The sequence below is a fragment of the Planococcus massiliensis genome (genome assembly GCF_000821325.1).
GTDB classification, from domain to species: domain Bacteria; phylum Bacillota; class Bacilli; order Bacillales_A; family Planococcaceae; genus Planococcus; species Planococcus ruber.
Window position 1 is genome coordinate 411,113 of the sequence record NZ_CCXS01000001.1, and the last position, 12,633, is coordinate 423,745.

General features: G+C 47.0%; 15 protein-coding genes. 9 read left to right on the forward strand and 6 right to left on the reverse strand.

Going from position 1 to position 12,633, the window contains the following annotated elements; genetic code table 11:
- Positions 1 to 47 precede the first annotated feature (47 nt).
- Genes BN1080_RS02070 through BN1080_RS02085 form a run of 4 tightly spaced genes read right to left on the reverse strand, consistent with a single transcriptional unit; the run spans position 48 to position 2,817 of the window.
- A complete protein-coding gene (locus BN1080_RS02070) occupies positions 48 to 1,175 on the reverse strand; it encodes a metal ABC transporter solute-binding protein, Zn/Mn family (protein WP_052650076.1) in 1,128 nt (375 codons plus the stop codon).
- Between the two features lie 40 nt (positions 1,176 to 1,215).
- Complete coding sequence (gene rpsN / locus BN1080_RS02075) at positions 1,216 to 1,485, reverse strand: 30S ribosomal protein S14 (RefSeq protein ID WP_052650077.1); 270 nt, start codon at positions 1,483 to 1,485, stop codon at positions 1,216 to 1,218.
- Between the two features lie 54 nt (positions 1,486 to 1,539).
- Positions 1,540 to 1,689: a 50S ribosomal protein L33 gene (rpmG, locus tag BN1080_RS02080; protein ID WP_052650078.1), complete on the reverse strand. Its 150-nt coding sequence runs from the start codon at positions 1,687 to 1,689 to the stop codon at positions 1,540 to 1,542.
- 3 nt (positions 1,690 to 1,692) lie between these two features.
- On the reverse strand, positions 1,693 to 2,817 hold the full coding sequence (locus tag BN1080_RS02085; protein WP_052650080.1) for a GTP-binding protein: 1,125 nt from the start codon (positions 2,815 to 2,817) through the stop codon (positions 1,693 to 1,695).
- 180 nt (positions 2,818 to 2,997) lie between these two features.
- Between BN1080_RS02085 and BN1080_RS02090 the strand changes: the two genes are divergently transcribed.
- On the forward strand, positions 2,998 to 3,354 hold the full coding sequence (locus BN1080_RS02090; RefSeq protein WP_052650081.1) for a DUF4181 domain-containing protein: 357 nt from the start codon (positions 2,998 to 3,000) through the stop codon (positions 3,352 to 3,354).
- Positions 3,355 to 3,382: 28 nt separating this feature from the next.
- Here BN1080_RS02090 and BN1080_RS02095 read toward each other — a convergent pair whose 3' ends face one another.
- Both BN1080_RS02095 and BN1080_RS02100 read right to left on the reverse strand, forming a co-directional pair.
- Positions 3,383 to 3,772: a DUF3221 domain-containing protein gene (locus BN1080_RS02095; RefSeq protein WP_052650083.1), complete on the reverse strand. Its 390-nt coding sequence runs from the start codon at positions 3,770 to 3,772 to the stop codon at positions 3,383 to 3,385.
- A gap of 103 nt (positions 3,773 to 3,875) precedes the next feature.
- Positions 3,876 to 4,727, reverse strand: coding sequence for a metallophosphoesterase family protein (locus BN1080_RS02100; protein WP_052650085.1), 852 nt, complete (start codon positions 4,725 to 4,727; stop codon positions 3,876 to 3,878).
- 155 nt (positions 4,728 to 4,882) lie between these two features.
- On the opposite strand from BN1080_RS02100, the gene BN1080_RS02105 reads away from it, so the two are divergent.
- The 8 genes from BN1080_RS02105 to BN1080_RS02140 all read left to right on the forward strand — a co-directional run bounded on the left by BN1080_RS02105 (position 4,883) and on the right by BN1080_RS02140 (position 12,575).
- Positions 4,883 to 5,497 carry a glycerol-3-phosphate responsive antiterminator gene (locus BN1080_RS02105; RefSeq protein ID WP_110925684.1) on the forward strand — a complete coding sequence of 205 codons (615 nt, stop codon included), beginning with the start codon at positions 4,883 to 4,885 and terminating at the stop codon, positions 5,495 to 5,497.
- 187 nt (positions 5,498 to 5,684) lie between these two features.
- Positions 5,685 to 6,983 (forward strand): ABC transporter substrate-binding protein, encoded by a 1,299-nt coding sequence (locus tag BN1080_RS02110; protein WP_052650087.1) that lies wholly within the window; start codon positions 5,685 to 5,687, stop codon positions 6,981 to 6,983.
- 57 nt (positions 6,984 to 7,040) lie between these two features.
- The gene (locus tag BN1080_RS02115) at positions 7,041 to 7,889 is read left to right on the forward strand and encodes an HAD family hydrolase (protein ID WP_052650089.1); all 849 of its coding nucleotides are present in this window, start codon (positions 7,041 to 7,043) and stop codon (positions 7,887 to 7,889) included.
- The gene (locus BN1080_RS02120) at positions 7,882 to 8,961 is read left to right on the forward strand and encodes an ABC transporter ATP-binding protein (protein WP_052650091.1); all 1,080 of its coding nucleotides are present in this window, start codon (positions 7,882 to 7,884) and stop codon (positions 8,959 to 8,961) included. The genes BN1080_RS02115 and BN1080_RS02120 overlap by 8 nt, the downstream gene beginning before the upstream one ends.
- Positions 8,948 to 9,877 (forward strand): carbohydrate ABC transporter permease, encoded by a 930-nt coding sequence (locus tag BN1080_RS02125; RefSeq protein ID WP_234398911.1) that lies wholly within the window; start codon positions 8,948 to 8,950, stop codon positions 9,875 to 9,877. The genes BN1080_RS02120 and BN1080_RS02125 overlap by 14 nt, the downstream gene beginning before the upstream one ends.
- A 14-nt stretch (positions 9,878 to 9,891) precedes the next feature.
- Entirely contained in the window at positions 9,892 to 10,716 is an 825-nt protein-coding gene (locus BN1080_RS02130) for a carbohydrate ABC transporter permease (protein ID WP_052650093.1), read from the forward strand.
- 15 nt (positions 10,717 to 10,731) lie between these two features.
- Complete coding sequence (locus BN1080_RS02135; protein WP_052650095.1) at positions 10,732 to 11,445, forward strand: glycerophosphodiester phosphodiesterase; 714 nt, start codon at positions 10,732 to 10,734, stop codon at positions 11,443 to 11,445.
- 26 nt (positions 11,446 to 11,471) lie between these two features.
- Positions 11,472 to 12,575 (forward strand): acyltransferase family protein, encoded by a 1,104-nt coding sequence (locus BN1080_RS02140; protein ID WP_199876576.1) that lies wholly within the window; start codon positions 11,472 to 11,474, stop codon positions 12,573 to 12,575.
- Positions 12,576 to 12,633 lie beyond the last annotated feature (58 nt).

Consider the following 12,633-nt stretch of genomic DNA (forward strand, 5'->3'; position numbering starts at 1 on the left):
AATATAAAAACCCAACTGTTACGTGACAGTTGGGTTTTTCATCTGAATTAATTTAAAATCTTCTCAAGCGTCTTCCGGTTTTCTTCCATCAAGGTAAAGTAAGTTTCTTTGTTCGCTACATCTTCCTCAGTCAATACGCCGAGATTATGAAGCTGGACGGCTTCTGCACCGATTTCCTTCTGGATGACTTCGGTCAATTTGGAGGAGACGTTCTGTTCAAAAGCAACATAGCGGACGTCCAGCTCTTTCGCCTGGTCGACAATCTGAGTCAGTTCTTTTTGCGACGGCTCATCTTGGCTGTTCAAGCCAGCGACCGCTACTTGCTCAAGCCCGTAAGTATCCGCAATATAGCCGAAAGCAGCATGCGACACAAAGAATGTTTTGTTCGCAGCGGCATCCGCTGTTTCCTGGAAGGACTGATCAAGTTCTTTTAACTCTTCGATTAATGCTTCGTAATTCGCTTCGTATGTTTTGGCATTTTCGTTGTCTTGTTCAACCAATTCGTTCTTGATCGATTCCGCCAATTGTTGGCTCAACACCGGTGAAATCCAAACATGGGGATCGACTGAACCGTGGCTATGGCCGTGGTCATGATCATGGCTGTGTTCTTCAGTAGATGAGTGGTCATGATTATGTTCTTCGTCCCCGTGTTCATGGTTATGCTCGTCTGCAGCTTCATGTTCATGGCTGTGTTCTTCAGTAGCTTCGTGATCATGATTGTGCTCTTCGTCCCCGTGTTCATGGTTATGCTCATCTTCTGCTTCATGATCATGGGAATGGCCTTCGCCAAGTTCCTCTTCTGGAATCGTTGCTGCAGTCGCGACAAATTCCACATTTTCGTTTTTCAATGTTGTCTGTGCTTTATCGATAAAGCCTTCCAGCCCCATCCCGATATAGAACACAAGATCCGCTTCTGCCAGTGAAATCATGTCTTGCTGTGTCGGCTCGTAAGTATGCTCGTTTGAACCGGCAGGGTAGATGGATTCGACTTCGACCAGATCGCCGCCGATCTGTTCAGTGAAATAAGTCAGGGGATAAACGGTCGTGTAAACCGATAATTTATCGTCTTTAGCAGTATCGGCTCCGTTAGCTGCATCTGTAGAGGAATCGTTTGTTGAACTGCATGCACCAAGGAACAGCACAAGCAGCAGGACTAGGAATAATAATTTCTTCATTGGTCACCTCGTTGAAATTTTTTGTGTAGTTTCTCGTTGTTTACCAGCTGGCTTTTTTGACGCCCGGAATCTGCCCTTTATGCGCGAGTTCCCGGAATGCGATTCGGGACATGCCGAATTTCCGCATATAGCCGCGTGGCCTTCCGGTTAATGCGCAGCGATTGTTCAAGCGGGTAGGTGAAGCATCTTTTGGAAGGGTCGACAATGCCGCGTAGTCGCCTTGCTCTTTTAAGGCTTTGCGTTTTTCAGCAAAACGGGCAGCGGTTTCGCGCTGTTTTCGGTCTTTCGCGATCTTGGATTTTTTTGCCATGGGTTTGTCTCCTTTAGTAGTAATCATTACGATTTGAAAATAACTAAAATTTTTTTATTTGGTTTCGCGGTGCAAGGTCACTTTTCGAAGGCGGGGGCAATATTTCTTTAATTCGATGCGTTCCGGATTGGTGCGTTTGTTTTTTGTCGTACTGTAATTGCGGTCACCGGTTTCGGTGCAGGCTAATGTAATATTCACTCTCATCGTTCAATCCTCCTTTAAGGTTTGAAATGTTGGCAGTGGGTCATAAAAGCTATTCCAGTCCTGCAGCATTTCATCTTCGGCAAGCAGGCATTGGCTGAGTGAGTCGGTCAGTTCTTGTTGATCCATGCTGATGCCGATCAGTACAAGTTCGGTCATTTTCACTCCATAATCGAGATCCCAGGCACCGGCGTATTCGATGCTGAGTGAAGGGCCCGCTTGTGAAAGCAAGACGGCTGCATCGTCACGGGAGGCAATCCATAGAAACCCCTTGGCGCGGACAACTTCCACCGGCCATTCCAGCATCCAGGCCATGAGGCGCTCGGGATGGAACGGCTTCTGGCTGCGGTACACAAACGAAGTGATGCCGTATTCTTCTGTTTCAGGAATGTGTTCGCCGTTAAGTTCTTTCAGCCAACCGGGGCTGTGGCTCGATTTTTCGAAATCGAATAGCTTCGTGTTCAGCACCCGGTCCAACGGGACAGTTGAAAATGCGGTCTCGATCACTTCCGCGTCCGGATTCAAGCTGCGGATGACTTGTTTCAGTTCCAGCGTTTTTAAAGGCGAAAGCAAATCGGTTTTATTCAATAAAATTACATTGGCGAACTCGATCTGATCGATCAGCAGATCTGCAATTTCCCGATCATCTTCGTCTGTCGTTTGCTGTTTTCGGTCAAGCAAAGTGTCGCCGGAAGCGAAATCTTTCCAGAAAGCATTGCCGTCCACCACGGTCACCATTGTATCAAGGCGGCAAAGTTCCAGGAGGCGTGAATTCAGGCTTTCATCCAAGTATGTAAAGGTCTGGGCAACGGGGATGGGTTCGCTGATGCCGGAAGATTCGATGACGATGTAATCGATATCGCCTGACTCCACCAGTTTTTCAACTTCCAGGACAAGGTCTTCGCGGAGCGTGCAGCAAATGCAGCCATTCTGAAGCTCCACCAGCTTTTCCTCGGTTTTGACAAAACCGCCTTGTTTAATGAGGGACGCATCAATGTTCACTTCGCTCATATCGTTGACTACTACCGCAACTTTCAATCCTACACGGTTTTGCAGAATATGGTTCAGCAAAGTGGTCTTGCCGGATCCGAGGTAGCCGCTGAGCACTGTAATCGGTATTTGGGCTGGCATGCGGAAATTCCTCCTTCAAAAACTAAATAGTAATCATTACGTTTTAAAGTATAGAGAAGATGAAAATAAAACACAAGCGGTTTTTAAAATTTTTATTCTTAGTCTTAATTTGGAACTTTTCTCCAACTACTACATAAAGAAGGTAGAAGAAAAAGAAATTGGGAGAAAGGGGCGGCATTCATGGAAACGGTTCTCTTGTTTCTTGGTTTGATGGCGGTATTTTTCGGAGCCGAGTATTTAATGCGGAAACTCTTGAAAGTCGAGAAAGTCGTTCTTTCGGAAACGCCTGGCGGAAAGATCAGCAACTGGGGAAGGGAAATTATTTTAGGGGCTGCTCTTATAGCCATCTTCTTATTTCTAGACGTTTTTGATGATGCGATTTTATGGTTCTGGATTTTTTATTTCCTGGCTTTGGGTATAATCGAAGCGTTCTTGGAATGGAGATACTTTCCGGATTCCAAGTCGTATCTTGTATCGCTGCTGCAAATCCCTTTCGTTATTGGGTTCCTGCTCATCACTATTTACCTGCTTAGTTAGTAAAAGCCTTCCCCTAAGGAAGGCTTTTTTAATTGTATTCAGATTTTAGGATGAGGGAAGTTCCGGGAATTTGGGGAGGATCGGACTGGTTCACCCATCCATGCCAGTAGATGCGCACCCGGTCGCCCGGCTCGTATTTCGATTTCAGGTTACGATTGATCCACGGAATCGAGTACGTGGCTCCTAAGGTCGGATCTTCACTGCTTTTTTCATCAATCAACTCGAGAATTTCTTCTTGCGTCTTGCCCTTTGTTTCATCTTTCGGCAATTCAACAACGTGGAGACGCTGTTCACCATCTGTCGTTTTCCTAATCTCCATCACATAGCCGACATCAACATTTTGACTCATCCGCCAAAAGACAATAGCCAAAATAAACACGATAACGATAACTAAAGGAACCAGAATTCTTTTTCTCATTATTTCCCACCGCCTCGCATTTCACTGTTTAGAAGATTTTACCATAAAGAAAGTGAAAAAACAGGCAGACCTGGAAAAGGCCTGCCTGTTTCGATAGGTCAAATTATATTTTTTCAGCTGTTTCTTTCTCCGGCAATAGCACAATGGTATGCCGCACATCTTTTTCCGTACCAAGCTGATGAGGATTAAGCCCGAAATGGCTGATGGCGTTTCCGATATATTGGGCCCGTGTGTAAAGATCCGGATCATACAGATCGACTGAATCGATGGAAATCTGTGAATCCGTCACTTCAATGATCCGCACGGCCTGTTCATCCAATACAGCGGCCAGCTGAACGAAATTCCACTGGCTTCTTTCTGCAATCGAGTTGAAGTGATTATGGCCGTTGACGTAAAGGCCGGAGCCCTGCTTTTTATTCAACAATTCCCATACGGGGATATCGGAAGAAATGCATAACTTGTCTTTCTCAGAATTAGCAGTGGTAGCGTGGACGGGATGATGTGCGAAAACAAGCAACGGTAAATTGCCGCTCTTCTCAATCACATTGCCGAGCCAGTCGATTTGTTCGGCATCGAGGGTACCGCCCCAATCTTCGAAGTCCTGCTCTTTCGCCGTGTCAAGAAAGGCCAATACCGCAGATTCCAAAGTGATGGAATGATAACGCTGCTGGCCGGTCAGGGAAAGTACCTTTTCCCGGGTTTGGGCATAGACATCGTGGTTGCCGAGCACATGGATGAACGGTTTGCCGTGCCGATTAATCATATCGTAAACCTGGACGAGCTCTTCCTTCAAGCCGAAGTTTGTCAAGTCGCCGATGGATACATAGAGGTCTGCGGGAATTGAGAAAAAGCGCTCAAGAAAATTCTCATAGAATATTTTGCGGTCCTCTTCGATAAATTCGTATTCCTCGTCCAAAGCCGGGTAATGCAAGTCGCCGATTACTGCAATCTTCATTTCTCCATCTCCTCTCAATTGCGTACACCCACAGTATTGCAGAATATTGCTAAGCTGCTTTAAAGAACTTGTAAAGTTTTGTAAATTTCCGGTTCCTGCGGTTTCTGGAAATTATAATGGGAGGTGTACATAAGATGAAAGGGGATTTGAGGAATATGAAAACCCGATGGGATCATGACGAAATGATTTGCCGCCTAAAGCAGCGGAAGAAAATCGCCGCGGTGAAATGCCCGAAATCGATTGAGAAGGCACTCGCGAGTAAAGAAGAGATTGCCGCTGTGTTTTTATTGATGGGATCTATTATGAACGTCAAACGCTATGTCGACCTGTTCCAGGAGGAAGGAATTCCCGTTCTGATCCACGCGGAAAAAATTGGCGGACTGCTGCTGAATAATGAAGGGCTCGATTTCATTGCCAACTACGTCAAGCCGTTCGGCATTGTTACAACCAAGCCGGCGCTGATAAAAAAAGCGAAAGAACGGAATCTTTTCGTTGTTCAGCGGGTCTTCATGATTGATTCGGAAGTTTACGGCAATGTGCTTGAGAACAAGCAAAAGCCGACTCCGGATCTGATTGAAATTATGCCGGCCACTCTTTATGGCGTCATTCGCTCCTATTCCGAACTGCTCGATATCCCGATCATTACAGGCGGTCTGCTGTCTGCGCCGGAACATGTGAGAGCTTCACTTGAGGCAGGGGCACTTGCAATCAGCACCTCCAATGAAGCCCTGTGGGCGGAAAACTTTTCCACAGTTGAAATGTTAAGGTGACTTTTACATTTTTCATACACTGGATTAACAAGCGCGCGTTACAATCAAATTGAAAAGTAGATAGATGACAGGGTGCACTAAGAGAGACCCCAAATGCCTTCGCACAAATGTATGCGAAAAGGTTATTTGGGGTCTCTTTGTTTTGCCTTGAGTCTGTTTGCTAAAAAAAGAAATTGGAGGCAGGGAAATGAAAAAACTAAGCTTTTTATTGATCTTGATGTATACATTGCTGGTGCTTGCGGCATGCGGCGGTTCGGAAAGTGACGGAAGCGCGGAAGCGAACTCCGCTGAAGCTTCTGACGGCAAAGTGGAATTGACCTATTGGTACGCTTGGGGCGACAAAATCGGGGAGAACAATGAAAACTTAGTGAAACAATTCAATGAATCCCAAGACAAAATTCATGTAACTGCGGAATTCCAGGGTACTTATGACGAGCTTCATGCGAAGACACAAGCGGCTTTTGCTGCAGGGAACGCACCGGAAGTGACGCAGAACGAAATCGCCTCCATCGGCGTCTTTGCGAAATCAGGCATGACACAGGATTTGACGTCTTTTGTTGAAAACGACGAAGAAATCAATATGGATGACTTTAACCCGGGGCTGATGGGGAATTCATACGTCGATGATAAATTATATGGACTGCCGTATTTGAGAAGTACGCCAATCATGTATATGAATACGACTTTGGCAGAAGAAGCGGGACTTGATCTGAAAGGTCCTGGTACGTGGGAAGAGTTCGAAGAGTATGCAGCGGCATTCACAGACGGCAATGGCCGGGTCGGGATGTCCTTGCCGATTGATATCTGGTTCTATGAAGCTTTCATCGCTCAGGCTGGCGGATCAACGATGAATGAAGATGGGACAGAAGTGGCATTCAACAGTAAAGAGGGTGCAGAAGCCTTTGATTTGTTCAGAAACATGTCCAATGAAGGAACGATGAAAGTTTCTGCAGGCACGGAAGCGGGTGAAAAGGCGAGACAGGATTTCGTTAACGGACATGCCGGCATGCATTTCGCATCAACTGCAGACTTATCGTACCTTCTGCAGCTGGCTGAAGAAAAAGGATTTGAACTGCAAACGTATTTCATGCCAAGCGGCAAAGAAACGAAAGTGCCGACTGGCGGCGCTAACTTGGTGATGACGAGCGGCTTGGATGAAGAAAAGCAGCAGGCAGCTTGGGAATTCATCAAATTCATGACTGCCACTGAACAAACGGCGTATGCTTCTGAATTCACTGGCTACCTGCCAAGCCGCTTATCGGCTGCGGAATCTGAGAAGATGCAGGCACTTTACGAAGAAAAGCCGCAATTCAAAGTGGCAGTTGATCAGCTTGAAAACGGCGTGGCGCGTCCAATGGCTGAAAATTACCCGGAAGTTGTAAAAATCATGATTGATGAAATGACCCGCGGCATCTTGGATGAGAGCATTCCGACAGAGGAAGTTTTGGATACAGCGGCTGAAAAGGCCAATGCGGTCTTAAAATAACCAATCAAAAAGAAAGCACTTCACCGTGCTTTTTTTTCAAATCAGGAGGGCACCGGCATGAACTGGATGAAAGACATCAAGGCATTGGTATTTGATATGGACGGAACACTTTATCAGGATTATTCCTTTATGGGACGCTATATTTCGAAAATGATGGCAAATCGCTTTCCGGAAGCGGAAATCGATGAAACTGTTGTCTGGGCTTATGATTTGCTGGAAGGCCGAAAGCCGATCAAACTCGGTTTCATGTATGACCCGGCAGAATTGCTTTTTTATAGCCATAAAGAATTGCAGCCGACTGCGGCTTATAACTGGGAAGGCATCGAGACGGAAGCGCTTCAGGATGGGAGCGTTCCGCTGGTGTACCTTGGCGATCCGTGGGGAATTGCTCAATTGATCGCTATCAAAAAAGGGATTTCACCTGACATAAGAGAACAAGCTTTCACTGACGTTAGGTTAGAGATGCTCGAGAAAGCGTATTGCATCAGCAAAAGGACGGACCTTTTCGATGAAATCAGTAAATTGGAAGGAAGGCGGCTCATATTAATGACCAACTCGCCATTGCCGACTGCCCAGGAATTTGTGGATTTCATGGAACTCAACGAGGTGTTTGATGAATTTCATTTCGACGGCAATAAGCCGCATGGCATTAAAGCGCTTTTCGAAGGGCTGGTGGAGGAAGGATACGAGCCGCATGAAATCCTGTCTGTCGGCGACCATCCGTGGAACGATTTGTACCCGGTGCACCAAGCTGGCGGACAAACTTGCCTAATCAGTGAATACAAGCATGACGATGCGACAGAGTGGACGGTTTCCGTTGAGACAATCGATGAATTAGTCCATTTGGTGAAAAGGATGAATGGAGAATCGGCAATGGCCAATAGAAAGGAAGAAACGTATGGCTGAAATTAGACTGGACAATATCTCAAAGGCCTTTAACGGAGACCAGGTCGTCAAAAACATTTCCCTGACGATCAAAGATGGCTCGTTTACAGTGCTAGTCGGCCCTTCCGGCTGTGGGAAATCCACCATTTTGCGGATGCTCGCGGGCTTTGAGCAACAGACCGAAGGCGATATCTGGATTGATGGAAAGCGGGTCAATGATCTCGCTCCCAGCAAGCGTGACATCGCGATGGTGTTTCAGAACTATGCCCTTTATCCGACCATGACCGTTAAAGGGAATATCGAGTTTGGACTAGCCAACCGGAAAGTGCCGAAAAAGGAACGGAATCTGTTGATTGCGGAAATCGCAGAAATAGTCGGCTTGTCCGATCATTTGGACAAAAAACCCGATAAGCTGTCGGGAGGCCAGCGCCAGCGGGTAGCCCTTGCACGTGCCATGGTCAAGAAGCCGAAAGTCTTCATCTTGGATGAACCGCTATCTAACCTGGATGCTAAGCTCCGCACGCAGATGCGCACAGAATTGATCCAGCTGCACGAAAAATTAGGGACGACTTTCGTCTATGTTACCCATGACCAAGTTGAAGCGATGTCGATGGGCGATGAAATCATTATCTTAAACAAAGGAGTCGTTCAGCAAAAAGCAGCACCGATTGATGTGTATCAGAGTCCGGGTAATCTATTCGCGGCGGAATTCATCGGCCAGCCGCCAATGAACGTTTTCAAAAAAGAAGAATTCCACGAACTCCAAGATGCCCTGCCGGAAGCTGCGGCATATATCGGGTTTCGGCCGGAGCATGCGGGCCTTGCTTTGGAATCCGCTCATGTGCCGCATACCATCGAACTGGAAAGTGAGATTTTGACACTCGAAACGCTAGGGGCGGAAACGGTCTATAAAGTGAAAAACCGCGTCGGTACGATGAACATCCGCAGCTTTACGGCGCCCGTATCCAAGCGCGGCAAGTGCTTTGCTACGATTCCGATGGAAAAGCTGTATGCTTTCGGAGCCGATCAGACAGCATTGCCTGCATTGGATTTCCCGTTCCAAAAGGAGGCGGCATTGAATGGCGTTCGCTAAAGTCCAGCTTGATATGGAAGAAAAGAAAGCGGAGCGGCAAGGTTTCCTTTCCTGGGTGAAACTGCGTCCCTATGCGATGATTTTTCCGGCGATCCTCATTTTTTGTTTGTTTTTCATCTATCCTATCGGCTATATGATCTATTTAAGTTTTCATGACTGGAATTTTGTCAGTCCGGTCAAGGACTTTGTCGGAACTTCCAATTTCAGCTATTTGCTGAGCGACCGGGATTTCAGGGAAGTCATTTCCAACTCATTCATCTATACGTTTTTCACTGTGTTTTTAACGATCAGCTTATCCTTGCTTTTAGCTCTTTGGCTGAACCGAGGCGGTGCTGTCTACTCATTCATGCAGGCATCGATCTTCAGCCCGCATATTATTTCACTGGTATCGGTTTCCATGCTGTGGATGTGGATCATGGATGCCGATTACGGCTTGCTGAATTGGTTCCTTAACCTGATTGGCATGGAATCGGTCATGTGGCTGACAAGTCCCGATTATGCGCTCACTTCCTTGATCCTTGTGGCGGTATGGAAAGGCATCGGTTTCAATACCCTCGTTTTTATCGCTGGTTTGCAGAGCATTCCAAAAGACTTGTATGAAGCGGCGGAACTGGATCACACGCCGCCGTGGAGAAGGTTCTTGAAAATCACCGTGCCGATGCTGTCGCCAACTTTGTTTTTCCTGACAATCATTGGTGTCATCAACTCGTTCCAAGTGTTCGAGACCATTAACCTGATGACAGCGGGTGGACCGATCAACTCGACCAACACCTTTGTTTATTACATCTATCAATACGGGTTCCAGTTCTTTAAAATCGGCTACGCTTCAGCTGCCGGCGTGATTTTGCTGGTCATCCTAAGTGTGCTGACCGTCGTCTATTTCAAAGTGTTGAGCAAGCGAGTACATTACCGATAAGTGAGGGGAAACAGATGAATTCATCACCCATTTTCAAAATTGCCAACGGAATCGGATTGGTTCTGTTGTTCATCATTTTCGCCGTTCCATTCGTGTGGATGGCGAGCACCGCTTTTAAATCGCTGGGGGAGACCATGACGTTTCCGCCAGTCTGGATTCCGGAAGCTTTGCAATGGCAGAACTTTGTAGAAGCATGGAATTCGGGTCCATTCCTTAAATACTTTATGAATAGCGTCGTTGTGACGCTGCTGATTCTGATTCTGCAATTTGCCACCATCATTCCAGCAGCTTATGCGTTTGCGCGCTATGAATTTCCGCTGAAGAATTTTTTCTTCGCTTTGACCATGATCTGTTTGATGATTCCGAGCCAGCTAATCTTTTTGCCGGTTTACCTGAATCTCAGTTCATGGGGAATCCTCGACACAATTTGGGGACTGATCCTACCGTTTGCGACCAGTGCGTTCGGAATTTTCCTGCTGCGCCAGTCGTTTATGCAAGTGCCGGAGGAATTGCTCGAAGCGGCGCGCCTGGATGATGCTTCAGAATGGCAGATCATCCGCAAAATCATGCTGCCGCTAGCAAAACCTGTTTTGATCACGCTCGCGCTATTCAGTTTCATCGCGCATTGGAATGATTATTTCTGGCCGCTTGTCATGACGACAACGGATCAAGCACGAACACTGCCGCTTGGCATCGCCATGCTGCGGCAAGTGGAAGGCGGAGCGGCCTGGAACGTGGTGATGGCCGGGAATCTATTGCTGGTGCTGCCGATTCTGGTCATTTTCTTCTTTGCACAAAAGCATATTATTCGGGCTTTCGTTTACACGGGTGTGAAATAAGGAGGAGGTATTTGCATGGGACAACTTATTGCTCATAGGGGCTGGTCAGGGAAAGCGCCGGAAAACACATTGGCTGCCATCGAATTGGCGCTTGAGGAACCGAAAATCACCAGCATTGAAATTGATGTTCATCAGTCAAAAGACGGAATTCCGGTCGTCATCCACGATCACCGGGTGGACCGGACGACAGACGGCTCCGGTTATGTGATGGATTTGACTCTAGCTGAGTTGAAGAAACTCGATGCCGGAAGCTGGTTCGATCCGGCTTTTACAGGTGAACAGATTCCAACGCTTGAAGAAGTGCTTGAACTGGTTAGAGGCAAGAAGAATTTGCTGATTGAATTGAAACAGATGGCTGGCCTTTACGAGGGGCTGGAAGCGAATGTGCTGACGCTTATCCAAAATTTCAATACAGAATCGCAGTGCAGCCTGATTTCATTTGATCATAAAAGCTTAAAGACCTGTCTGGCATTTAATCCGGAAGTTAAACGGACTCTGGTGATGCTCGGTTCGCCGCTTTTGCTGGTCGATCAAGTGAATGAAATCGGAGCTTCCGCGGTATCGATGCACCACCAGTATGTTGATGAGGAAATGATCAGCATCTTGAAAAACAACGGCACAGATCTTATCGTCTGGACAGTGGACCAAAAAGCGGAAGCGGATAGAGTCCTCCGTTTCAATCAGGGCATCGCGTTGACAACCAATCATCCAGAGCGGTTGTGGGTATAGAAATTTTCAGGATGAAAGGGTCTGCCATGAAGAAATCAACTCACCTTATTTTGGAAAAGCTGAAGTTCGAAAAACCGGCAGAAAAAGGGAGGGACCCTTATTTCGACAATGCCCGCTTCCTTTTAGTCTCGCTGGTGGTGCTTGGGCATCTGCTGAGTCCGGTACGGGAAAGCAGCGAAGCGCTATATTTTGCAAATAACTTTTTGGCTTCATTCCGCATGCCTGCACTGATTCTGATAACCGGCTATTTCACGAAGCATGTGTGGAAGGACAAAGAGCGGTTCGTCAAGCGTCTCGTGCTCGGCATTCTGCTTCCTTATTTGGTATTTCAAAGTTTTTACTTGTGGATGCTTGGGCTGGTTCAGACATTTCCGGAACTCGCAGCGAATCTTTTTGCACCGAGTTTCGGGATGTGGTTTTTGCTGAGCCTGCTTTTCTGGAATTTATTGCTGCTGCCGTTTTCCAAATTGAAGCATCCGATTTTGGTGTCGGCTGTTATCGCGCTTGCCATCGGCTGGGTGGATGGAGCTGGAGAATTCCTGAGCCTGTCCCGGACATTCGTTTTCTTGCCGCTGTTTCTTATGGGCCATTACGCGAAAAAAGAACAGCTGGATTGGTTCAAGACGCAAAAAGCGAAAGTTGTGTCGCTTTTCAGTGCAGCTGCAAGCCTCTTTCTGCTTTCTGCTTTTTCATTGGATCAAGCGAGGGACGCACTGTTAGCCAGGCACCCTTACGTCCAAGTAGCAGATTCCATGCTGGAAGGCACGTGGCTGAGGCTGGTTTTCTACCTCATTATGCTTTTGGGCATCATTGCTTTTCTGCCATGGGTGCCTCGGCAGAAACGGTCATTTACATATCTGGGCAGAAGGACGGCCTACGTCTATGTCCTTCATCTATTCTTCATCAATCTCTTCACGCTTCTGGAACTTTTCCCGGAGGAATTGGGCTGGTCGTTCTATCTTGGGTTGCCGGTTGTATGGTTCGCCATTGTCATGTTCGTCAGCTCAACACCGGTCATTTTTCTCGCCAAGCCGATTGTGGAAGGGAAAATTTCCGTTCCGGTATTGCGGGAATGGATTTTTGGAATGAAGTCATTGGGGCATTCGGGAAATTTAGCAGATAAGAAATAACAAGGACGGGTTTTCAGAACTCGTCCTTGTTCATTTTCAGCTCAAGTAAAAATCCCCT

Coding starts and splice junctions, on each gene's coding strand:
- BN1080_RS02090 (WP_052650081.1), top strand. CDS start 2,998: ATGGAAACGGTTCTCTTGTTTCTTGGTTTGATGGCGGTATTTTTCGGA.
- BN1080_RS02115 (WP_052650089.1), top strand. CDS start 7,041: ATGAACTGGATGAAAGACATCAAGGCATTGGTATTTGATATGGACGGA.
- BN1080_RS02130 (WP_052650093.1), top strand. CDS start 9,892: ATGAATTCATCACCCATTTTCAAAATTGCCAACGGAATCGGATTGGTT.
- BN1080_RS02110 (WP_052650087.1), top strand. CDS start 5,685: ATGAAAAAACTAAGCTTTTTATTGATCTTGATGTATACATTGCTGGTG.
- rpsN (WP_052650077.1), bottom strand. CDS start 1,485: ATGGCAAAAAAATCCAAGATCGCGAAAGACCGAAAACAGCGCGAAACC.
- BN1080_RS02070 (WP_052650076.1), bottom strand. CDS start 1,175: ATGAAGAAATTATTATTCCTAGTCCTGCTGCTTGTGCTGTTCCTTGGT.
- BN1080_RS02135 (WP_052650095.1), top strand. CDS start 10,732: ATGGGACAACTTATTGCTCATAGGGGCTGGTCAGGGAAAGCGCCGGAA.
- BN1080_RS02120 (WP_052650091.1), top strand. CDS start 7,882: ATGGCTGAAATTAGACTGGACAATATCTCAAAGGCCTTTAACGGAGAC.
- rpmG (WP_052650078.1), bottom strand. CDS start 1,689: ATGAGAGTGAATATTACATTAGCCTGCACCGAAACCGGTGACCGCAAT.
- BN1080_RS02140 (WP_199876576.1), top strand. CDS start 11,472: ATGAAGAAATCAACTCACCTTATTTTGGAAAAGCTGAAGTTCGAAAAA.
- BN1080_RS02085 (WP_052650080.1), bottom strand. CDS start 2,817: ATGCCAGCCCAAATACCGATTACAGTGCTCAGCGGCTACCTCGGATCC.
- BN1080_RS02095 (WP_052650083.1), bottom strand. CDS start 3,772: ATGAGAAAAAGAATTCTGGTTCCTTTAGTTATCGTTATCGTGTTTATT.
- BN1080_RS02125 (WP_234398911.1), top strand. CDS start 8,948: ATGGCGTTCGCTAAAGTCCAGCTTGATATGGAAGAAAAGAAAGCGGAG.
- BN1080_RS02100 (WP_052650085.1), bottom strand. CDS start 4,727: ATGAAGATTGCAGTAATCGGCGACTTGCATTACCCGGCTTTGGACGAG.
- BN1080_RS02105 (WP_110925684.1), top strand. CDS start 4,883: ATGAAAACCCGATGGGATCATGACGAAATGATTTGCCGCCTAAAGCAG.